General features: G+C 36.7%; 17 protein-coding genes, 2 pseudogenes and 1 riboswitch. Of the genes and pseudogenes, 11 read left to right on the top strand and 8 right to left on the bottom strand.

What is annotated here, in order from left to right; all coding sequences use genetic code 11:
* Positions 1-343: 343 nt before the first annotated feature.
* The 3 genes from JCM15092_RS16820 to hcp form a co-directional block, all read right to left on the bottom strand.
* Positions 344-1,330: a tyrosine-type recombinase/integrase gene (locus JCM15092_RS16820; protein ID WP_084488455.1), complete on the bottom strand. Its 987-nt coding sequence runs from the start codon at positions 1,328-1,330 to the stop codon at positions 344-346.
* A 527-nt stretch (positions 1,331-1,857) separates the two neighbouring features.
* Positions 1,858-2,586, bottom strand: a complete 729-nt coding sequence (ric, locus tag JCM15092_RS05210) for an iron-sulfur cluster repair di-iron protein (protein ID WP_024993735.1) — start codon at positions 2,584-2,586, stop codon at positions 1,858-1,860.
* A 21-nt stretch (positions 2,587-2,607) separates the two neighbouring features.
* A complete protein-coding gene (gene hcp / locus JCM15092_RS05205) occupies positions 2,608-4,254 on the bottom strand; it encodes a hydroxylamine reductase (RefSeq protein ID WP_024993734.1) in 1,647 nt (548 codons plus the stop codon).
* Between the two features lie 126 nt (positions 4,255-4,380).
* On the opposite strand from hcp, the gene JCM15092_RS05200 reads away from it, so the two are divergent.
* Together JCM15092_RS05200 and JCM15092_RS05195 are read left to right on the top strand one after the other, a co-directional pair.
* Positions 4,381-5,010 (top strand): Crp/Fnr family transcriptional regulator, encoded by a 630-nt coding sequence (locus JCM15092_RS05200; RefSeq protein WP_024993733.1) that lies wholly within the window; start codon positions 4,381-4,383, stop codon positions 5,008-5,010.
* 9 nt (positions 5,011-5,019) lie between these two features.
* Positions 5,020-5,640, top strand: coding sequence for an HD domain-containing protein (locus JCM15092_RS05195; RefSeq protein ID WP_024993732.1), 621 nt, complete (start codon positions 5,020-5,022; stop codon positions 5,638-5,640).
* A gap of 321 nt (positions 5,641-5,961) precedes the next feature.
* Here JCM15092_RS05195 and JCM15092_RS15040 read toward each other — a convergent pair.
* Positions 5,962-7,814, bottom strand: a pseudogene (locus tag JCM15092_RS15040) (alpha-L-fucosidase).
* Positions 7,815-8,416: 602 nt separating this feature from the next.
* Here JCM15092_RS15040 and JCM15092_RS16525 point away from each other — a divergent pair.
* Positions 8,417-10,063, top strand: coding sequence for an ATP-binding protein (locus JCM15092_RS16525; RefSeq protein WP_084488453.1), 1,647 nt, complete (start codon positions 8,417-8,419; stop codon positions 10,061-10,063).
* 89 nt (positions 10,064-10,152) lie between these two features.
* Here JCM15092_RS16525 and JCM15092_RS15030 read toward each other — a convergent pair whose 3' ends face one another.
* Positions 10,153-11,442, bottom strand: coding sequence for a family 8 glycosyl hydrolase (locus tag JCM15092_RS15030; protein WP_235782279.1), 1,290 nt, complete (start codon positions 11,440-11,442; stop codon positions 10,153-10,155).
* Positions 11,443-11,797: 355 nt separating this feature from the next.
* On the opposite strand from JCM15092_RS15030, the gene JCM15092_RS05175 reads away from it, so the two are divergent.
* The 5 genes and pseudogenes from JCM15092_RS05175 (at position 11,798) to JCM15092_RS05155 (ending at position 17,089) form a co-directional block, all read left to right on the top strand.
* A complete protein-coding gene (locus tag JCM15092_RS05175) occupies positions 11,798-12,544 on the top strand; it encodes an MBL fold metallo-hydrolase (RefSeq protein ID WP_024993730.1) in 747 nt (248 codons plus the stop codon).
* Positions 12,545-12,666: 122 nt separating this feature from the next.
* Positions 12,667-12,763, top strand: a riboswitch (TPP riboswitch).
* Positions 12,758-14,991 (top strand): annotated as a pseudogene (locus JCM15092_RS15025) (TonB-dependent receptor). Its footprint overlaps the riboswitch before it by 6 nt.
* Positions 14,992-14,995: 4 nt before the next feature.
* On the top strand, positions 14,996-15,622 hold the full coding sequence (pnuC, locus tag JCM15092_RS05165) for a nicotinamide riboside transporter PnuC (protein ID WP_024993729.1): 627 nt from the start codon (positions 14,996-14,998) through the stop codon (positions 15,620-15,622).
* On the top strand, positions 15,609-16,229 hold the full coding sequence (locus JCM15092_RS05160) for a thiamine diphosphokinase (RefSeq protein ID WP_024993728.1): 621 nt from the start codon (positions 15,609-15,611) through the stop codon (positions 16,227-16,229). Before pnuC ends, JCM15092_RS05160 begins: the two co-directional genes overlap by 14 nt.
* Positions 16,230-16,258: 29 nt before the next feature.
* Entirely contained in the window at positions 16,259-17,089 is an 831-nt protein-coding gene (locus JCM15092_RS05155; RefSeq protein ID WP_024993727.1) for an SDR family NAD(P)-dependent oxidoreductase, read from the top strand.
* Between the two features lie 193 nt (positions 17,090-17,282).
* Here JCM15092_RS05155 and JCM15092_RS05150 read toward each other — a convergent pair whose 3' ends face one another.
* Positions 17,283-17,777, bottom strand: a complete 495-nt coding sequence (locus JCM15092_RS05150) for an SPOR domain-containing protein (protein WP_024993726.1) — start codon at positions 17,775-17,777, stop codon at positions 17,283-17,285.
* A gap of 211 nt (positions 17,778-17,988) precedes the next feature.
* Here JCM15092_RS05150 and JCM15092_RS05145 point away from each other — a divergent pair, with 211 nt between their 5' ends.
* From JCM15092_RS05145 to JCM15092_RS05135, 3 genes are read left to right on the top strand one after another with little or no spacing between them, the layout of a single operon-like run.
* Positions 17,989-18,192: a YtxH domain-containing protein gene (locus tag JCM15092_RS05145; protein WP_024993725.1), complete on the top strand. Its 204-nt coding sequence runs from the start codon at positions 17,989-17,991 to the stop codon at positions 18,190-18,192.
* Positions 18,193-18,209: 17 nt separating this feature from the next.
* On the top strand, positions 18,210-18,566 hold the full coding sequence (locus JCM15092_RS05140; RefSeq protein WP_024993724.1) for a phage holin family protein: 357 nt from the start codon (positions 18,210-18,212) through the stop codon (positions 18,564-18,566).
* A 1-nt stretch (position 18,567) separates the two neighbouring features.
* Positions 18,568-18,825 (top strand): hypothetical protein, encoded by a 258-nt coding sequence (locus JCM15092_RS05135; protein WP_024993723.1) that lies wholly within the window; start codon positions 18,568-18,570, stop codon positions 18,823-18,825.
* A gap of 128 nt (positions 18,826-18,953) precedes the next feature.
* Here JCM15092_RS05135 and xylE read toward each other — a convergent pair whose 3' ends face one another.
* Together xylE and JCM15092_RS05125 are read right to left on the bottom strand one after the other, a co-directional pair.
* Positions 18,954-20,429 (bottom strand): D-xylose transporter XylE, encoded by a 1,476-nt coding sequence (gene xylE / locus JCM15092_RS05130; protein WP_024993722.1) that lies wholly within the window; start codon positions 20,427-20,429, stop codon positions 18,954-18,956.
* Positions 20,430-20,535: 106 nt separating this feature from the next.
* Positions 20,536-21,063: an HdeD family acid-resistance protein gene (locus JCM15092_RS05125; protein WP_024993721.1), complete on the bottom strand. Its 528-nt coding sequence runs from the start codon at positions 21,061-21,063 to the stop codon at positions 20,536-20,538.
* Positions 21,064-21,377: the final 314 nt, after the last annotated feature.

Below are 21,377 nucleotides of genomic sequence, written 5' to 3'. Positions count from 1 at the left end.
CGTTACTTTCCAAGTAACAGACTCTTTTTCTTTTTGACGAAAATAACAAATATTTTTATTAGCCTGGCATTTTTAATACATTTTAACATCGGTTTGGGCTTCATACCTCCCCGTCTATCCTTTCCCTTCAACAAAAGACTTCAAATGCATGGACTTTTCCGATTTTAAACACAAGATCTCCCGACCTTCCGACCGAATCCAGTTCCACATAGCGTTTCATGTCCAGAAGGTTTTTTCAATCTGACGTCGGAGTCTTTTCTATCCCCGTTTCAGGCGGTATCTTTTCTCTTATTTTAACGGGATCGTCTTAAGCGGTCCCCCTAAGAGTCTGTATTAAATCCTGTTAGGGATCTCTTTCCGTTACTTGGGAAGTAACAGACTCTTTTCTTTCGCGTTTTACCGCATAAAGACAGGCTTTCCGATTAACTTCGGCCAGTTCCGAAGCCTCGAACCCGGCCAGGTAGATCTGGGTGGTTCTGATCGAGCGGTGACCAAGGGATTCGCTGATCTTCTCAATGGACGCCCCGGTACGTTTGGCCGCAGTGGCCCACGAATGGCGCAACGTATAGCTCGAAACGTTCCCTTTAAGGTCCACCTTCACGGCCAGGGCCCGGAGGTGCGAGTTGAAACGGCGGAGCGCCGAACCGTACTCCACGTATTCCGCACGGCTCCCGCGCGAATTCTTCCCGCTGAGTATTGCCAGCAGGTAGGGGGTCCTTTCCCACGGACCGGCATTTTCACGCCCGAAGGTCTCCAAAGCGCAAATTGTTTCTACTGCGGAGGGAAGGATCTTTACGCTGATCTTCGAACCTGTCTTGATCCGGCGGTATTCCAAAACGCCTTCCGAGATGTCAGAAGAGCGGAGATGGCTCAAGTCCACAAAAGGCATCCCGCAAAGCTGGTACAGCAGGCGTGCCGTCTGCTGCGTACGGCGCAGGGTCTCCGTTCCAGGATCCTTATACAGCAGGCGGAAGAGCTCGTCACGGCCCAGAGCTTTCTTGTGACGCGTGTCGATGCCAGTATACACGTCATGAAACAGGCGGTACACATGGGGAGCCAGGCCCAGGTCAGCGCCCTGGTTGTAGAGGCTCCGGAGCATCCGCAGGTAAATAGACACCGTATTGGGACGCTTGCCCGAGGACAACAGGTGACGGAAATAAGAGTGGATGTTCTCACGGTTAACGTCCGAAAACAGGACCTCGCCACCGCCCAGATACTCCGTATAAGAACGAAGGGAGTTCCGGTATAGGTGGGCCGTGGAATAACGACCTTCTTTTTCAAGTTGCGATACGCACTCACGTGCGAATAGGCTTAATGTTTTTCGTTTCATAAGGCTAATTGATAATTTATGGTTTTTTATTGAATAATTATGATATTACTTTTACAAAAGTAGCCATTCAATGATATTTTCATTATTTCACAAAACATTTTTTCCTTTTTTTCATCCTCATTACAACTGATAATACACTATGAATCAGTGAGAAACATGTTGGAATGTGACTTTTACGTAATAAAAACTAATCTGCCTATAATCAAACGGTTGTTTGACTATAGTATGAATGGATTATGGAGACAATACTCCTCTAACGCCAATAAATGGCTCATGTCACTGTAAAACATTGGTAATGAAACTTTTGTGGTGACAGATATATAAAGGAAACTTTTTTAGAAAGAGAGTCACAACAAATGAAGTTATCCTGCATCTTTTTATAGTCAGTATAAAAAATCATCTAAATTAATGACTAAAGTGATAGAATAAGGGCGGATGTATATAATTCATAGTTATAAAAAAGAAGTCCTCCTCAATATAAATTGAGAAGGACCCAAAGAAAAATCAATCTATTTTTTCATGTAAAGTTATCTAACACATTCGCTTTCCACTTTTTCAAATCCAGGAAATATAATATTATTCTCAATATGTATATGTTCAAATAGTGCATCAACAAAATTCTCTAATTCACTCATCATCAATCTATATGTTGCACATCCATCTTCAGGAGCTGTGAAATTGTTTGTTATTTCACGTATATGGAGATATCTTTCACCTTCAGCCTCATGTTCCATGCGCATCACTCTTATTGGGTTTGCTATTGTTCCACAATGCATAGGTTCGATAAACATATTGCTGTCATATGATTTGAATAGATCATATAGATATGGGAATAGTACCTCCTCCTCCTTTGTAAGATGGGCATCCAGGTCTACCAATGATTCAGATACCAGGTCGTATATTTCAAAAAGCTCAGGGTGGTTTGCACCATGTACCCCTCTCACCTTTTCAAGAAGTTCCTTTAGCACAGGTCCATTCTTTCGTATGCCTCTATGATGTATCTTGAGCACATAGTCAATTAAAAGGTCCAGTGGCCAAGACTCAAAAGGAATGTTTACTCCTGTTTTTACATCAGAATTTTGAAGATCTGCTATCACCTTATCTAGTGAGATATTCTGTTTGTCACAAGCATCAACAAGAGAGTTATCACCATGACAACAAAAGTCTATTCCATATTTTTTAAATACCCTAGCAGTAGAGAAATCTTTTGCAACGATATCTCCTACATTCATTTGTTTCAATACATCTTTTTCCATCTCTCTTAATTTTTTGAATTATTATGCCAGTTTCTTGATATCTTCATCTACAGTTGTGATTCCTGCTATTCCGAAATTCTCAACAAGTACTTTAACTACTGCAGGTGAAAGGAACGCTGGAAGTGTAGGGCCAAGGTGAATATTCTTTACTCCAAGATAGAGTAGTGCCAACAATACGATAACAGCTTTCTGTTCATACCAAGCGATGTTATATGATATTGGAAGTTCATTTATATCTTCAAGTTGGAAAGCCTCTTTCAATTTCATTGCTATCACTGCAAGTGAGTAGCTGTCATTACACTGTCCTGCATCCAAGACACGTGGAATACCATTGATATCACCTAGGCTAAGTTTATTATATCTATATTTTGCACAACCGGCTGTAAGTATCACACAATCTTGTGGAAGAGCTTTTGCAAATTCAGAGTAATAATCACGGCTCTTCATTCTTCCGTCACAACCAGCCATTACAATAAATTTTCTTATTGCTCCACTCTTAACAGCATCTACTACCTTATCAGCTAGTTGAAGAACCTGATTATGAGCGAATCCACCTATAATCTCACCCTCTTCAATCTGTTGTGGTGCAGCACATCTTTTAGCTATCTCAATTACCTCGCTGTAATCTTTATGTCCATATTTATCCTCTGTAATGTGCTTGCAACCAGGATATCCTGTTGAATTGCTTGTAAACATACGCTCTGTGTAACTAGCATTGCTAAGTGGTGGAACGATACAGTTTGTTGTAAATACTATAGGGCCGTTGAAAGTTGTAAACTCCTCTCTCTGCTTCCACCATGCATTACCATAGTTTCCTACAAAATGAGAGTATTTCTTGAAAGCAGGATAGTAATGAGCAGGCAACATCTCGCCATGAGTATATACATCTACACCTGTTCCCTCAGTCTGTTTCAACAAATCTTCAATATCATGAAGGTCATGGCCACTTATCAAGATACCTGGTTTGTTACTTACACCAATATTTACTTTAGTTATCTCTGGATTACCGTATTTTTCTGTGTTTGCTGTATCCAATAGCGCCATGACCTTTACTCCTACCTCTCCTGTTTTCATCACAAGAGCTACCAGTTCGTCTGCTCCAAGGTTATTTACTGTTATCAGATTCAGCGCACTCTGCATAAATGAATTTACCTCATCATCATTATATCCAAGACGTGCTGCATGTTCGCAATATGCAGCCATACCCTTAAGACCATAAACTACCAGCTCTTTCAATGAACGTAAGTCCTCATTCTTCTCACGAAGTACACCTACACTCTTAGCCTTATCCATAAAACTCTCTTCACCGCCATTCCAAAGAACTTCATCTACTCCAGGGAGCTCGATATTGTTCTTCAAAGCAACCTGCTTTAGCTCTTCACGAATAGCAAAACCTTTTTTTACCCTATTTAATAAGCTCTCATCATCAAAGTTTGCATTAGTTATAGTTGAGAATAGTGCATCAGTAACAAATATATTGACACTGTTATCGACTTCATATCCGCAATTTCTAAGAGTGTCGGCAACTACCGATACACCTCTGACTACGAATAGTAACAGGTCTATTGCAGCTGATGTTGAACTGTTTTTTCCGCATACACCTTTCAATGTACAACCAACTCCTTTACTTGCCTCTTGGCACTGATAACAAAACATGCTATTTTCCATGGATATTTAATTTTTAAATTTGTATTTCTTTTTCCTTATATTTGTGATGCAAATTTATCTTTGTAACATCACCCAAACCGTAACATAGATTACGCACCATTGTAAAAATTAGTTAAATCAACGCATATGGACAAGTTTTTTGAAATTTCTGATTTCCCCCTATTCAAAGATTGTTATGAGAAAACTGTAGAGATGTTAATTTCGACTTCATCGAATAGAATGGCTGTATACGAAAGAGGTGATATTGTTGCTGTTCAAGGTTCTAAATGCCGATCATTATTATTGCTTTGTGAGGGAAGCGTAAAGACTGTCATGACAAACAGTGAAGGAAAAGAGATAAAGATTGAGACTATGCATGCACCCGAAATACTTGCCTCAGCTTTTATTTATGGATCAGAGAACCTGCTACCTGTCACTATAGAAGCAACTAGTTCATGCAAGCTATGGATTATTTCAAAAGATGGACTCTTGAATATGATGCAGAAAGATGCTACCCTACTTCAGAACTTTCTTAAGGATATTTCCGACAGGAGTCTGTTTCTAAGTAGGAAATTGAATGAATTTGCACTTCAGAACCTAAACACCCGTCTCATAGGATACATGAAAAAGAATAGTACAATCCACAACCTTCAGGAGTTAGCTTTTATTCTTGGAGTTGCCCGCCCCTCTCTCTCCAGAGCAGTGGCCATGCTTGTGGAGCAGGGCATAGTTATTAAATCAGAAAACGGATATGAATTAAGTGCAGAGTATAAATAGATATTACAAATGAACGAGAATCTGAAAAATTATATAGAGGATAATATTTTACCGCAATACATCAACTACGACAAAGCGCATCAGCGTGATCATATAGAGACAGTTATAGAAGAGAGTTTAAACCTGGCCGAACATTTCGGCGTTGATATGGATATGGCATATGCCATTGCTGCCTATCATGACTTAGGAATTCCTGAGGGAAGAGAGACCCATCATATTACATCGGCTAAACGCCTGCTCGCAGACAAAGAGTTGACAAAATGGTTCTCTGATGAAAAGCTTAAGGTAATGGCTGAAGCCATTGAAGATCACCGTGCTTCGAGCAAAAATGAACCACGCTCGATATATGGCAAGATAGTTGCTGAAGCTGATAGAAACATAGATACTGAAATTGTACTGCGTCGCATTATTCAATATGGTATCTCCCACTTCCCGGATCTAAACAAAGAAGAGCAATACGCACGTATGCTTGGGCATCTGTATGAGAAATATGCCGAGGGAGGATATATCAAACTATGGATTCCTGAGTCTAGAAATGCAAAGAAACTGGCGGAGCTACGTCTGATTATTAAGGATGATTCAAAATTGAGATCTTTTTACAATAAAATATACGACAGCATTATAGCATAAAAAGCAAAATCAAAGAGCAATTATTCATTATTTATTGAGACTTTTCTCGTTTGGCGACGGCGCCCATTCATTTGGTGACGGCAACCTTTCATTTGACGTCGACAACTCATCGGTTGACGTCGCCGTCTGAACAATCTTCACTATTATAATGTATTTCTGTATAAAGTCAATACTATTATTTTCTCTTTTGATAATTAAAAGTTCTCGGTGATAATTACAGACTCGATAGATGTGTGATTGTAAAGCTATAGATAGTATAAAAATAATGGGTCACTCGCCATTAAGTAACCCATTATTACACTATTTCATATTATCATTTTCTCATTTTAGCAATACTCCTATTTCTCCAACAGAAGTAAATGCTCTGTTATTTATCTCACGAGTTGGTTCAAGTCTGAAATAACGTGCATTGTAACTCTTTCCAAAACGTACGAAGTATGGAACCGGATTATGCATAATATTACTGAACTCTCCGGCAGTATCACATTTTATCCACTCCTTTCCATCCTTGCTGACGTAGAAATTATATTTGAAGATAGTACCTGTGAGATCATCTCCGTTGACCGGTGAGTATGAGAAACCTGATATTTCAATATCTCTGCCCATGTCGACAGTCAAAGGTTTTAATCCATCAACTTTCCAAGCACTCTCTCTCTTTCCGTCAAATGCCATAGAGGCATCCTCATCTACCGATTTCCATCCATCACTATTAACATCGCTAAGCTTAACCTTACTCTGTTTATCTGCTAGTGGAGCTGCATAGTAGAGTCCTACATTTATGATGTTGGCATTACCACGAGTTGAAGTTATTGTAACTCTCACCTTACTGGCATTGCTGTCCGAGAACCTTATTATACGTTTGTATCCTATAGTGGTACCTTCGCCAACATGGTGCCATGCACCATTGCTGAATATCTCTACCTTGAAATTCTCAACCCTCTGCCCCTTTGTAATATCCTCCTGAATAAGGAATGTGTTAACAATCCCGGTATTGACTTTGAAAGTCTTACTGTTTCCGCTCTTTGCAATCCAAAGTTTATCACCACGCAATACTCTGTTGTCCGCAAAAGAGCTCTTTATATAGTCACCAAACTCCTTTATTCTCTTTACATCGTTCTCATGAAGAAGTCCACGTCTGTCCGGAGGAATATTGAGAAGTAGAACCGAATTACATCCTACAGATTCGAAATAGATGTTTGCAAGGTTAGCAAGCGACCTCACCTGATTGTCCTCTTCTGCGTGATAGAACCATCCCGGACGAATAGACACATCAACTTCAGATGGATACCAGTACATCTTGTCGGCCTCTCCTACGAGAGCTCTGCTACCCAAGTCCTTAGACGTCTCACTAATCTTCAAGTTATTTCTCTGAGTTTTATCCTCATATGAACCAGGGGAGAGTACAGTGGCACTCCACTCTGTAGTTCGTCCTAATCCGCCTTCGTTTCCTACCCAGCGAACATCATCACCCATTATGCTGTCACTGCCTTAGGTTGCAACTTATGTATTGTATTCAAAATTGAAGTCCAATCGTAAACTTGTTTCTTGCCATTAGGACCTTCGCCATTTGCTCCATCAAACCAAACCTCATGAACCTCACCATAATTTGTAAGGAGCTCGGTAAGTTGGGCTATGAAGAACTTATTATATGCATCACCCTCACCATAGCATTTTGCATTACGATCCCATGGAGATAGATAAACACCAAACTTTAATCCATATTTTTCACAGGCTTTTCTTAGTTCGCCAACGACATCACCTCTACCATTTTTCCATGAAGATGATGCTACAGAGTGTTCAGTTGTCTTTGTTGGCCACAGACAGAATCCATCGTGGTGCTTCGCTGTAATGATAGCCATCTTGAATCCGGCATCTTTAAGCGATTTAACCCATTGCTCACAGTCAAGCTGTGTTGGGTTAAAGATATCCGGATCTTCTTTCCCATCCCCCCATTCTCGTCCTGTAAATGTATTTACGCCAAAATGGAGGAAACATGTCAACTCCATCTTCTGCCAATCAAGTTGCTGCTTTGTTGGAACAAGTCTCGATGCCATATCCAATTTCTGCTCAATTGTGGCACCTTTAGGAAAGGTAAGATGCTTTTCATAATATTCTTGGCTATAAGAACTTGTGACAGTAGATGCCAGTACCAAGGTAAAAATTAGTTTCTTCATAAATTAAGTTGTCAGTTATTTATAAAAAATGATTAATATAAATAGAGTCCTATCTACATAATCTATTCTCTTTTCAATTTGCGCTCGAGCATTACCTCATTATAGTTGCGCTTAAAGTTTAAGTTTACAATGCACAAAATTATATTTTATCATTACCGAAAGCAAATGCATTTGATAAATATTTGATTGAAAGCATACTATATTAGTATAATCAATATTATTTTATATAAATTATATAATAATCACTCACCACATTGGCATCATAGTTTACAAAATATAAAAAAAATGATAATGCTATTTTGATAATATATATTGAAAAAGCCTATAGAATAGAAGGTAACAGATGTTTTTCATAATAAAATAAAAGCATTCTTATAAGTTTACAATTATCATAATGATGTTTTACACAAACTGATAGAAATGAAGCAAAACCTATATAAATAATTTATACATATCAGGACGTTAAACTACATATTATATAAATTATAGGATAAAAATATTATACCAAATATATAACTTTTAATAAATATTCCTATTTTTACATCAATTAATATAAATAGATCAATTTATCATTATCTAAGACACCTTATTAAACATTTTAAATGAATAACAATTATTTAAGGAGAATATTGTGCCATAATAGTTTCAAAATTATTATTTCACTATCTATTCTTCTTAGCATTCCCGGCGCTGCAATTGCGAAATACACGCCTTTAAAAGATATGGGAGTTTTCAATGAAAAACTCATCATAAGGGGAAACTATGCGTTTGCTCCATTTGAGAGTCTTAATGAAAAGGGTGAGATGGTAGGATTCAATGTTGACCTCATGAAAGCTATAATGAAAATTGCCAGTGATTATGCAAGCTTTTATGAGGAGAAATACAATGATTTTCATGGACTTAATCATGCTGATTTAGGAGTTCCTCCACAAGCATATTCATATGCCGTTACAAGAGGAAATGAAGAGATATTGTTCCGTTTAAATGAAGCACTTCAGGTTCTTAAATCAAATGGTGAATACGATAATATATACAATAAATGGTTTGGAGTATATGAAGAGAGAGCACATCAATTAATTGTATCTTTACTATCAATATTCTGCACTATTCTTTTAATTGGAGCAATATATATATTATACAGACTCAGAAGGCAAACAAAAAGAACGAGACGGAAATTAAAAGACTCATACGAACAACTTCAGCTTGCGCTTGACGCCGGCAACATTTCTGTTTGGATTTATAATATTGAAGAAGGCAATGTACGCTTCCTTAGCCATAAAGACTATAAAAAAGAGGGCATATCAATAGAGGAATTTCTTGGCTATGTTGATAATGAATATAGAGATAGAATTGATAAGCTTTTGGCGAGCATTAAAAATAAGGAGATCTCTCTTGGAGAAGAAAGATTCAAGCATAGAGTTGATTCAGAACATCCTAATACATATTATGAGACAAAGGTGAAACTTATTGAAGCTAATGTGGTACATCCAGACATGATTATAGGTACCTTAAAGAATATTACAAAAGATGTACTTGAACAGCATAGGTTAATTCAGATGAAAGAAAAAGCTGAAAAAGACAATATGCTTAAATCTGCATTTCTCGCCAATATGAGCCATGATATACGTACTCCTCTGGGAGCTATAGCTGGTTTCAATGAGGTGTTGAACGGAGATGATAGATATGATATAACTGATGAAGAGCGTAAGCTATATCTTAAAATGATATACACAAACATTGAGATAGTAAGCACTCTGGTTAATGAGATACTTGACTTGGCTAAATTCGAAAGTGGCACCTATATCGTCAAACTAAGTGAAACTAATGTTGATGAGATATGCCGCACTGCATTAGAAAACGTGAGATGTCAGGTAAAGCAAGATGTAGAATTAAAATATACTCCTTCAAAAAAAGATTTGATAATAAATACAGACTCAGTTCGTCTGCAACAAGTTATTACAAATTACCTTACCAATGCATGTAAATATACTACAAAGGGAGAGATTCAACTTAGTTTCATAGAGACAGATGACAGAGTTATCTTTTCTGTAAGAGACACCGGTTGTGGCATTAAGCCGGAAGATGCAGAGATCTGTTTCGATCGTTTCAAGATGCTCAATAATCATAATAATGGAACAGGTCTCGGACTTCATATATGCAAGCTTATAGCAAACATGCTAGAAGGAAATGTTTATGTAGATCTATCTTACACTATGGGCTCTAAATTTGTTTTCGAGTTACCTAAGTAGCATAAGCCTATTTTCTTGCAATATGATAAAATAAGAATATCCGGAGAAAGTTTATTGACTTTCTCCGGATATTATCTTTATACAAACACTTATTTGGGGAATATAATCTTATAATTTCCACTTAAGTGCATGAAAGCAAAAAGACGTAGCAAACCATCATAATATGCGTCAAAATAACCATCTTCATATGGTTCATGCTTTGCATTCCAAAGCTCATCGATAAACTCTTTTCTATTATCATTTGTACTCTGTATTGATGCAGCAGCAGAAGTAGCGACGAGTCCAAGAGAGTGACGCAGTTTGGTATATCCACCTGCTGGAAGTATCTTTTCAGGTAATGTGCCATCAACATTAAATTGGTCAACAAATGTCTTCAGGCCTTGTTTGTAAAGGAAGTTTTGAATAAGATTGCCGTAATTATTCTGCCACTCTTTATCAACACAGCTCCATGAGTAGTCTAATGCTATGTTCATAGGAACACGCCATGAGTCGAAACGGAACGCATCGCCAATTATTCGGTTACCTTTCATCAAAGAGCCATCATAATTACTATAGTCAGGATTCAGACCTGTCTCTGGATTAATACATTTGTGAAGATATTCGCGACTTGCAGCAGCACATTCCATCCAGAAGTCAGAACGTCCGTCGTTTGCCCAACGAGCCCATACTTCATAGAAAGCAGGAAGATGATATGAAGGGTCAGTAAAACGTCCACCCCATCTGTCAGGAGTAAATGTTATAAGTTTATGCTCCAGATTAATAAAAGGTGCAGATCTTTGCATATCCTTCTTCTCCATTGAGCAGTTTAGTATATTCTGCGCCTCAGCCAGATAATTTAACTCACCTTTATTTCCCCAACGGTTTGAAGCAAAGATAAGCGATGTAACATAGTATAGTTCACCATCAGATGCCGGTCCGGCAGCATTACGTGTTCCATCAGTCTTGCAACTCCATGCAAAATAACCTTTCAGATCTCCACTTTGGTGTTGCATATATTTCTTTCCCCAGCGCCATAGTCTGTCGAAAATATCTTTTTTATCAAATTGAACGGCAATCATCAATCCATAAGACATACCCTCAGTACGTACGTCATGGTTCTTTATATCACTGATATATGCCATAGAGTCACCAACCTCAAAATAGACTTTCTGAGGTCCATAGAAGAGTGATTCAAAGACCTCATTTAGTTTTTTGTCAATATCTTTTTGTTTGTAACCTACCTCTGCAAACAGATTACGATACTTCTGAGTTTCAAAAGCACCCTTATCCCATGGCTCTTTCAATGAAGAAGATTTGTTACCTGTCTGCTCATCAGTATGAGCGTTTGCTGAAAAGCCGAAAAACATCAGCATAGTAGCTAAAATTAATGTGAATCTCATAAAATAATAAGTATTATAATTTAATAATCTCAAAATAAGAGCTTTTAAAAGTCTACAACAAACAATTTTGTTACAATAGTTTTATCCTACATTACATAACCCTTTAAAAAAATAAAAATGTGTCATAATTGGCCATATAATGTATACTCTGCCTAAAATTGTACGTTGGAAAATCTCAATAATTACAACAATTGCTTCTTCTTTTAGAATAGAATGAAATGAAATCATCAATTGCTCCTATTTACTTCAAACCAACATCATTTGAAAAAGAGAGGCTATTGAAAAAAGAGAGACCATAACTGAGTTAGAATTCTATTTTTTATATTTTTGTCAATTAATCCAATAAAAAAAGTATATGAAAAGAGTATCTATCTTAATGATTTTCATCCTTATAGGATTGACATTCATACATGCTCAGAAAAGCAGTCGTACTGAAGTTTATAAAGGGAAAGATGGAAAAGAGATCAAACTGCATCTCTATGGTCATGCTTCTTTAGCTATTGAGGCCGATGGAACTATGTTTTATATAGACCCGGTCAGCGGAATGGCCGATTACAGCAAAGAAAAAAGAACTGATAAGATATTCGTAACTCATTCTCACGGCGATCATTTCGACATGAAGACCATTAAAAGTATATCGCGACCTACTACTCATATATACTGTGATAAGGCTACTTCTGAAAAGATCAGTGATATGAAGATGACAGCCATGAAGCCCGGAGATATTGCAGATTTAGGCAAAGGAGTGAAAGTAGAAGCTATTGCTGCCTATAACATAACCGAAGGTCATACTAAATTCCATCCAAAGAGTGCCAATAACTGCGGTTATCTTTTCAACATTGGCAAGACTAGAATATATGTAGCTGGAGATAGTGAAAACATTGAGGAGATGAAATCATTGAAAAATATAGATATAGCTTTCCTACCGGTCAATCAACCTTATACTATGACTGTAGAACAAGTTACAGATGTTGTAAAAGCAATGCGTCCTACCATATTCTTCCCATACCATTATGGAAATGTGGAGGAGAAAACAGATATGAAACTGCTGGAGAAAGAGGTGAAACCATACACCAGTATAAAGATCAATAACATGGAATGATAAATATAAATTCTATAAAAATAATTTAAGGAGCACCGATGTGCTCCTTTTTTATTTATCCGAAAGTATAATTGCAACTTTTTTTTGTTATTACTATTATAAACTATAACTTTGTGCAAAATTCAAAGAAATAGGGGTGCCTTAACAAATCGGGCTGAGATCATACTCTTATATCTGATCCGGGTAATGCCGGCGTAGAAAAATTTATTATCAATGAAAAAAATCTTATTATCAGTTGCCGCAGTTTTTGCGAGCAATCTATTCTCTTTTGCAGCAGATGCAGAGAAAGATTCAATTAAAGTTGTCAACATTGACGAAGTGTTTGTAATTGCTACACGTGCCACACAAAAGACTCCAGTAGCTTTTACCAATGTCTCAAGCGAAGAGATTAAGAAGGCAAACTTCGGTCAGGACATTCCTTACCTGCTTGGTATGACACCTTCTGCAATCACCACAAGTGATGCCGGAACAGGAATAGGTTACACAACATTCAGAGTAAGAGGTACAGATGGTACTAGAATCAATGTTACTGCCAATGGAGTACCGATGAACGATGCAGAGAGTCATACTCTATTTTGGGTGAACATGCCCGATTTCGCATCCTCTGTAAAGAGCATTCAGGTACAAAGAGGTGCAGGTACATCTACTAATGGTTCCGGAGCTTTTGGTGCAAGTATAAACATGGCAACAGAGTCATCTTCTCCTAATCCTTTTGCTGAGTTCAATGCAGGTTTCGGTACCTTCAACACCCACAAAGAGACAATTAAATTCGGCACAGGACTTATCAACAATCATTGGTCTTTCGAGGGAAGACTGAGTAATATCGGGACAGACGGATATATTGACCGTGCTTCAGTAAATCTTTACTCATACTTAGCTCAGGCAGGATATTATGATGATAAAACTTCCTTACGTTTTATCATTTTTGGAGGAAAGGAAAAGACATATCATGCATGGTACTATGCCAGCAAGCAGAAAATGGAGAAATATGGACGCAGATATAATCCATGTGGAATATATTATGATGAGAATGGCAACATAAAGTTTTATGATGACCAGACTGACAACTATGTCCAAACTAACTACCAGATACTATTGAACAGAGTAATAGATAATAACTGGAGCCTAAATGCTGCCATCCATTATACTCGCGGAGATGGATATTACCAAGAGTATAAGAGTGACAGATGGTTTCAAGAATACGGACTTAACCCTTTCAAGTTAGATGGTAAAGATATTTATAGCAGCGATCTTGTACGTCAGAAGAAGATGGCAAATGATTTTGGAGGAGCAGTTTTCTCACTGAACTATAGAAACGACAGACTCTCTGCTGTACTTGGCGGTGGGCTGAATAATTATGACGGAGACCACTTCGGAAAAGTTATTTGGATAAAAAACTATATCGGTTCCCTTGACCCTAGTCATGAATATTACAGAAACCACTCTACCAAGTTCGACGGAAACATTTATCTTAAAGCAAATTATGACATCACCTCATCATTAAGTGCATTTACAGATCTTCAGTATCGACATATAAGGTACAGTATACATGGTGCAAATGATAAATATGACTGGAGTAACAGCAGAATGCAATCTCTGGCAGTGAAAGATGACTTTAACTTCTTCAATCCAAAGTTCGGATTAAACTGGCAGATAGATATGAAGAACCGGCTATATGCATCATTCTCCGTTGCCCAGAAAGAGCCAACAAGAAATAACTATACAGACAGCAAGTTTGCTACCTCTCCACGTTCAGAGAGACTTAATGACTATGAATTAGGATATGTCTTTGCCAACAGATGGATGTCAGCGGGTGTCAACCTATATTATATGGATTATAAGGACCAGCTAGTTCTTACAGGTCAGCTTAATGAAATAGGCGAACCTATGGCAGAGAATATGCCGAATAGCTACCGTACAGGTATTGAACTTATGCTTGGAGTAAAACCATGTAATATGTTCGACTGGAATATCAATGCAACTATAAGTCGCAACAGAATAAAGAATTTCACAGAGACAATTTATGAAGATGAGAACAAGTCAAAGTCACAATGGGTTATAAACCACAAAAGTGCTAACATTGCTTTCTCTCCTGATTTTCTTCTTAACAACCAGTTACATTTTCTGCTGGAGACTTCATGGCTATGTTGCAGTCACAATATGTGGGAAAACAATATATGAGCAATGCAAATCAGAATGATCATTTGCTTGACTCTTATTTTGTATCAAATCTACATTTGTCGTACACTTTCAAGACTAATACCGTAAAAGCTATTACACTTGGTTTAAGCATTAACAACCTATTCAATGAGGAGTATGAGAATAATGGCTATGCAGGAAGTGGATTCTATATGGATGATAATAATAATAAAGTGAGATACAACTATGCAGGATATGCAGCTCAAGCTGGTACAAATGTTATGTGCAATATATCACTGAGATTCTGATGATATGAATTATCTTGAGATAATAGGAACAATAGTTGGCTTTGTATACCTCATTTTGGAATACAGAGCTAGCTTCTATCTTTGGATAGCAGGTATAATTATGCCGGCCATATATATATTCGTATATTATGATGCCGGACTTTATGCCGATGTTGCCATCAATATATATTATCTCCTTATTGCAGTGTATGGATATATTCTATGGACAAAAGGCTATCTCAAGAGAAGGAGCAGGAAAAAGTCTGCAAAAAGAGAGATAGCTGATGATGAGAAATCAGCTACTGTTGAAGAGTTGAAGATTACCCGTACTCCCATAAAATGCTATTATATATATAGTGCAATATTCATTTTGACTTTTATTTTAATAGGTTTGGTATTAGTAAAGTTCACCGACAGTAATGTACCTTGGCTAGACTCATTTACCACTGCGTTGAGCATTGTAGGAATGATAATGCTTGCAAGGAAATATCTAGAGCAATGGATAGTATGGATAGCTGTAGATGTTGTATACTGCGGCCTTTACATATACAAGGATCTTATTTTTACATCTATATTATATGGAGTTTACGCCATTATAGCTATCTTTGGCTATTATAAATGGGAAAAAATGATGAAAGATGAGATTGAATGACTACAAAAAGTTTGTAATACTTGGAAATGGAGAATACCCTACATCCTCTATCCCACTATCAATCCTATACAATGCAGAGCATGTTATATGCTGTGACGGAGCTGCAGAAAACTATGTATCTAACGGTATGCTACCCTATAAAATTATAGGTGACTGCGACTCTCTCTCTAAGAACTTCAAGAATCTATACAAAAACATCATTATACAGGTTACCGATCAGGAGACTAACGACCTTACAAAATCGGTTAAATACCTACTCGATTCCGGGATAACGGAGTTTAATATAGTAGGTGCAACCGGCAAAAGAGAGGACCATACCCTTGGCAACATAAGTCTGATAATGGACTATATGAATATGGGAGCAAATGTACGTATGTATACAGACTATGGTGTATTCATTCCATGCCATGGCACATGTACCTTCTCAACAAATCCGAAACAACAACTCTCAATAATAAATTTCGATGCAAAACGAATATATAGTAAAGATCTGAAGTATCCTCTCAGTGACTTCACTAAATGGTGGCAAGGTACATTGAATGAAACTCTCTACGACACGGTTACTATTGAAGCTGAAGGTGACTATCTTGTTTATATAAACTATTAAGCCTATTTTTGTATAAACAATTTAAGACAATGGCTGACAATTATTTAGAAAAACAGTACCAACAGTACAAAGCTCGTAAGGTTTCAATGGGAAAATCCAAACGTCAATCATCGAAAAAGAGCGGTTTAGGAAAAAGGGTCTTCATTACCGGCGGAGCATCAGGAATAGGGAAAGCTATAGTTAAGGCATTCAGCAACGCTGGGTATAGAGTAGCTTTTTGCGATATTGATTCACATATTGCTGAGATAACAGCTCTGGAGACGAAGTCTAAATATTTTGTTGTTGATGTATGTAAGGCTGACGAATTGGAGGCATGCATGGACTATATGTTTAGCGAATGGGGAGACATAGATATAGTAATCAATAATGTAGGGGTAGGCAATTTTAAGCCAATCACAGAATGCACTGTTGATGATTTTGACGAAGTTATTTCTACAAACCTAAGACCAGTATTCATTACATCTAGAAAGTTGGCGATACATAGAAAAGATAAACTTATCAAAAACAAGTTTGGTAGAATTATCAATCTATGTTCTACAAGATATCTTATGAGTGAAGCAGGTACTGAGGGATACTCTGCATCAAAAGGTGGAATATACTCACTCACACACTCTCTTGCTGTATCACTCTCTGAATACAATATTACAGTAAATTCTATCTCTCCGGGATGGATAGAAAACTATAACTATGATACTTTGAAAGAGGAAGACCACCTTCAGCATCCATCAAGGAGAGTTGGCAAGCCTGAAGATATAGCCCGTATGGCTCTTTTCATATGCGATGAAGAGAATGATTTCATCAATGGAGAGAATATCACTATAGATGGCGGAATGACAAAAAAGATGATCTATATAGAGTAATACCATCATTGCACTGTGTAATGTAACCTTACCGATCGTGGTCTTGATAGTATAGCTTCGGATAAACCACAATATAATCACATAATCAATATTGCAAATGGGTTACTTGTTACAAGAATAGATCAAATAATAAAAAGAGAGAGAGCGGCGCTTAATAGCTCCGCTCTCTCTCTCTTTTATTCTGTTATAAAAATTAATTTATATTGTAAAGTAACCAAGATTTCTGAAACTCAACATTATCAGGATATTTAGCCTTAAAAGCGTCTCTAGCCTGTGATGCTTCAGCACGAGTATCAAAAGAAGAAGTAATTACTCTGTACATGTTTCTCTCTGCGTTGAAAACAACTAGTGCACTGTAACCTTGATTATCAAGTCTCTCTTTCAAAGCATCAGCATTAGCCTTAACACCAAAGCTTCCGCAAACAACACTATATGCTTTTAATCCTTGACCTGATACAAGTTGAACTCTCTCTTCACGAACTGGACCTGATGCAACAGCTGTTGGAGCAGGAGATACTGTATTAGTAACAACTTGAGTAGGCTGTTGAGCTTCCTCAGCAGGAGCCACTGCTAATTCTTGTTGCTTTGCCTTTTCATATGCCTTTTTATAAGCACTCTCACTTGACTTACATGAAGAGAATGCAAATGCTACGCAAACTCCCATTCCAAGGATCATTAATTTTTTCATGATTGATGATATTTTATTATTAATACTATTATATTTTTTACCAATAATATTGCAAAAATAGTAATATATATATTCCTATCGTCACATTTATACTATTAATTTTGGTTAATCTTCGAAGTATTTTATCTTTTTTCAATTATTTCCATTAATATAGTAAACCACTTCTTTTTTTATTTGTTTATTTTATAGTAACAATTAATTATTTACGAATATGAAAGGATTAAATGTTTTAGCAGCCTTCATAGGCGGCGCTGCAATTGGCGCAGCAATTGGTATTCTCTTTGCTCCAGATAAAGGAGAAGAGACACGTAAGAAAATCGTAGATTTACTTCGTGAAAAAGGTATTAAGCTTAATCGTGAAGATATGAACGATCTTGTTGATAAAATATCTTCAGAAATTAAAGGCAATGAATAATCTTAATTCCTGTTATTATGTTTGTAGACGATAAAAGTATTGACAATCTGCAAGAGCTCTTTAATGAGGTAAAGAAATATCTTCAACTTCAGAAAGAGTATGCCACTCTAGAGATTCTAGAAAAGCTGATAATAATATTATCTACACTTATATCAGTACTTATATTCCTTGTATTGGGAATGATTGCTCTGTTATATCTGTCGTTTACATTTGCTTATCTGCTTGCACCATATGTTGGTGGACTCACCGGCAGCTTTGCCATAATAACAGGAATTATTATACTTATCATCATCTTTGTTGTATTGTTTAGGAAGAGACTGATAGTACAACCTCTTACAAATTTTCTAGCTAAACTTTTATTAAACAGAAAGTAAGATGAATGAGCTAAATAGAGAGAAGATTACCTTTGAATGGATTATCCTTGAGAAAGAGAGAAAACTCCAGGAGATACGTCAAGTGAAAGAGAACATTCATTTAATTGCTGGAGAAATGCTTGGACCTAAGCAGGATAAGATAAGAGGTATTGAAGGTGTTATGAGCAAGCTTTCATATGGATTAGCTATCTTTGACGGGATAAAGATGGGGATTGGTATTATGAGAAGATTTAGATCTTTCTTTGTAAAAAAGAGATAGAGATAAAATATTATAGCAAATAGGCATATTTAATGATATGCCTATTTTTGCCATAAAAAAATCCGGGCTCCCTATAAAGAGAGTCCGGACATTATATTTTATTGAATTTCTAATAGAAAGAACTGTTATTACTTTTTATTTCTTCTATCATTCCATAGACGAGTCATATCTTCCAAAGTCTTTCCCTTTGTTTCTGGAACCATCTTCCATACAAAGATAGCAGCTAACACACAGATTACGCCGTACAATGCATAAGCAAAAATGTGACCGAAGTTATCCATACCCAATAGACGCATATTATACATAGGTACGAATGTAGATGAAACTATGAAGTTGAATATCCACTGGAAAGCAACAGCGATAGCTACAGCAGCGCCACGGATAGTATTTGGGAAGATTTCTGCAATCAATACCCAGCATATAGGTCCCCAAGAGAACATGAAAGAAGCTGAGTAAACCATGATGCTTACTACAGATACAATAGCAGGCAAACCAAGAAGGTTAGTCATTGCTACACCAGCCGCACCTATAGCCATACCTATAGAACCATAAATTAGCAAAGGCTTGCGACCCCATTTTTCTACAGTGAATATAGCAACTAAGGTAAATAATATATTAACAATACCCATAATTACTGTTTGAACCATTGGGTTACCCATATTCATAGATTCAAATATACGAGGAGCAAAATATAGTACAGCATTGATACCTACTGCCTGTTGGAAAACTGAAAGCATGATTCCAACAAAGATAACTACCCAACCATAAGTAAATAGTTTCTCTTTTTTCTCTTCTACTGTAGATTTTATTTCAGCAAGAATCTCTTTAGCTTTTGTTGCTCCATTAATACGTTCAAGTACCGCCAAAGCCTTCATATCCTGACCGATCATAGCAAGATAACGAGGGGTTTCAGGAACAAAGCATACTAGCAATGTAAATAGTCCGGCAGGAAAACATTCACTACCAAACATATATCGCCATCCAGTAGAGATTGTCCAAGGATCGGATGATGGTAATACGTTATAAACACCTTTTGCAGTCTCTTCAATTATAGGGTTAGTGTGTTCACCCAAAAGAAGGAAGTTGATAAAGTATACAGCCAACTGACCGAATATTATAGCAAACTGGTTCCAAGAAACCAAAGTACCACGCATATTTGAAGGAGAAACCTCAGCAATGTACATTGGGCAGATAGCTGAAGCCAAACCAACACCAAAACCTCCTAAGATACGGTAGAAATTGAAAGCTACCATCAAATTGAAAGAAGGTTTTCCATAATCAAATAATAAGAACTCAGGATAATAAGATCCGCATGCAGATAAGAAGAAAAAGATACCTGCTAAAATCAAGGAACGTTTACGTCCTAATCTAGAAGCTGCTAAACCGGAAAAAGCACTACCTATTATACAACCAACTAGAGCACTGGAACAGGTGAAACCATGAATGGCATCAGAATACACAAAATCGGTAGCGCCCATAAAAAAGGCTTGAAGTCCCTTTTCTGCTCCAGAAATTACTGCCGTGTCATAACCAAATAGTAGTCCTCCCAAGATGGCAACAAATACCACGCTAATGAGATAAAGCTTGTTGTTTTTGTCTTTCATAAAAGTATTAAATATAGTTTTTGTATAAATTACAATAAGAACATATGGCGAATGTAGTTATTATTAATTTATTACGATAGAATATTCTACAGATTTTAATACTTTTTTAGTATTCGTACTTGTCAGGATCCTTCTTAAACTTTATGGTGTTAATCATATTTACTATTCCATATACCATACAACTAATACCCAAAACAATAAATGGGATTGTAGCAACGGTAAAAGGATTAACAAGAACAAGCATTCCGGCAAGAATAATTAATATAGGAGTTATATAAAAATAGCCAGATACCATACTCCATCTACTGGCTACATTAAGATTAACCAACATGTTTGCTCCAGCCATTATAACAGCCAAACCAATTATATACATAAGAAAATTAATAAAGAATGCCGGCATTATAAGAAGCCATATACCAAGCAACAGACTTCCTGTTCCTATAAGCGGATAGTTATATCCAATTATATTACGGTGTCTGTAATATCTCACCAACGCCAAGATTCCTGAAACAGAGAATATGGCACCAATAGTCATAACGAGATATATCATAGCCGAATCAGGCCACATAACCAGCAGCATGCCAACTATAATAGCTGCTACATTCTGAATAATAAAATAGTCTCTATTTTTCATCTTAAAATTATATTATAAAAAGCCAGTAATATTTCAACTGTCTCTACTTCTTACGATGGGGTAGCCACTACTTCATAAATATCTTCACCAGCAAATACTGTTCAAAACAGTCACCAAATTAGCTGAAGAGGGATGCTATAACTAATACTCTGTAGACTAAACTATTCGTTTATCTATATATAATCAATTAATATTTATTAATTATATGCACAGAATAAGTTCACAAGTGCAAATAAAGGAATAAAGATGCATCATTTATAATATTGGATACAAAATTTTAAAAAAAGTTCAAGAATATTTTGATTATAAAATTA

This window comes from Phocaeicola paurosaccharolyticus JCM 15092 (assembly GCF_000613805.1).
In the GTDB taxonomy this organism is placed as follows: Bacteria; Bacteroidota; Bacteroidia; order Bacteroidales; family Bacteroidaceae; genus Phocaeicola; species Phocaeicola paurosaccharolyticus.
This window is presented reverse-complemented; position numbering and strand designations above follow the sequence as displayed.

Coding starts and splice junctions, on each gene's coding strand:
- JCM15092_RS16525 (WP_084488453.1), top strand. CDS start 8,417: ATGAATAACAATTATTTAAGGAGAATATTGTGCCATAATAGTTTCAAA.
- JCM15092_RS05135 (WP_024993723.1), top strand. CDS start 18,568: ATGAATGAGCTAAATAGAGAGAAGATTACCTTTGAATGGATTATCCTT.
- JCM15092_RS05160 (WP_024993728.1), top strand. CDS start 15,609: ATGAGATTGAATGACTACAAAAAGTTTGTAATACTTGGAAATGGAGAA.
- JCM15092_RS16820 (WP_084488455.1), bottom strand. CDS start 1,330: ATGAAACGAAAAACATTAAGCCTATTCGCACGTGAGTGCGTATCGCAA.
- JCM15092_RS05150 (WP_024993726.1), bottom strand. CDS start 17,777: ATGAAAAAATTAATGATCCTTGGAATGGGAGTTTGCGTAGCATTTGCA.
- JCM15092_RS05140 (WP_024993724.1), top strand. CDS start 18,210: ATGTTTGTAGACGATAAAAGTATTGACAATCTGCAAGAGCTCTTTAAT.
- JCM15092_RS05200 (WP_024993733.1), top strand. CDS start 4,381: ATGGACAAGTTTTTTGAAATTTCTGATTTCCCCCTATTCAAAGATTGT.
- JCM15092_RS05175 (WP_024993730.1), top strand. CDS start 11,798: ATGAAAAGAGTATCTATCTTAATGATTTTCATCCTTATAGGATTGACA.
- JCM15092_RS05145 (WP_024993725.1), top strand. CDS start 17,989: ATGAAAGGATTAAATGTTTTAGCAGCCTTCATAGGCGGCGCTGCAATT.
- JCM15092_RS15030 (WP_235782279.1), bottom strand. CDS start 11,442: ATGAGATTCACATTAATTTTAGCTACTATGCTGATGTTTTTCGGCTTT.
- JCM15092_RS05125 (WP_024993721.1), bottom strand. CDS start 21,063: ATGAAAAATAGAGACTATTTTATTATTCAGAATGTAGCAGCTATTATA.
- pnuC (WP_024993729.1), top strand. CDS start 14,996: ATGAATTATCTTGAGATAATAGGAACAATAGTTGGCTTTGTATACCTC.
- xylE (WP_024993722.1), bottom strand. CDS start 20,429: ATGAAAGACAAAAACAACAAGCTTTATCTCATTAGCGTGGTATTTGTT.
- hcp (WP_024993734.1), bottom strand. CDS start 4,254: ATGGAAAATAGCATGTTTTGTTATCAGTGCCAAGAGGCAAGTAAAGGA.
- JCM15092_RS05195 (WP_024993732.1), top strand. CDS start 5,020: ATGAACGAGAATCTGAAAAATTATATAGAGGATAATATTTTACCGCAA.
- JCM15092_RS05155 (WP_024993727.1), top strand. CDS start 16,259: ATGGCTGACAATTATTTAGAAAAACAGTACCAACAGTACAAAGCTCGT.
- ric (WP_024993735.1), bottom strand. CDS start 2,586: ATGGAAAAAGATGTATTGAAACAAATGAATGTAGGAGATATCGTTGCA.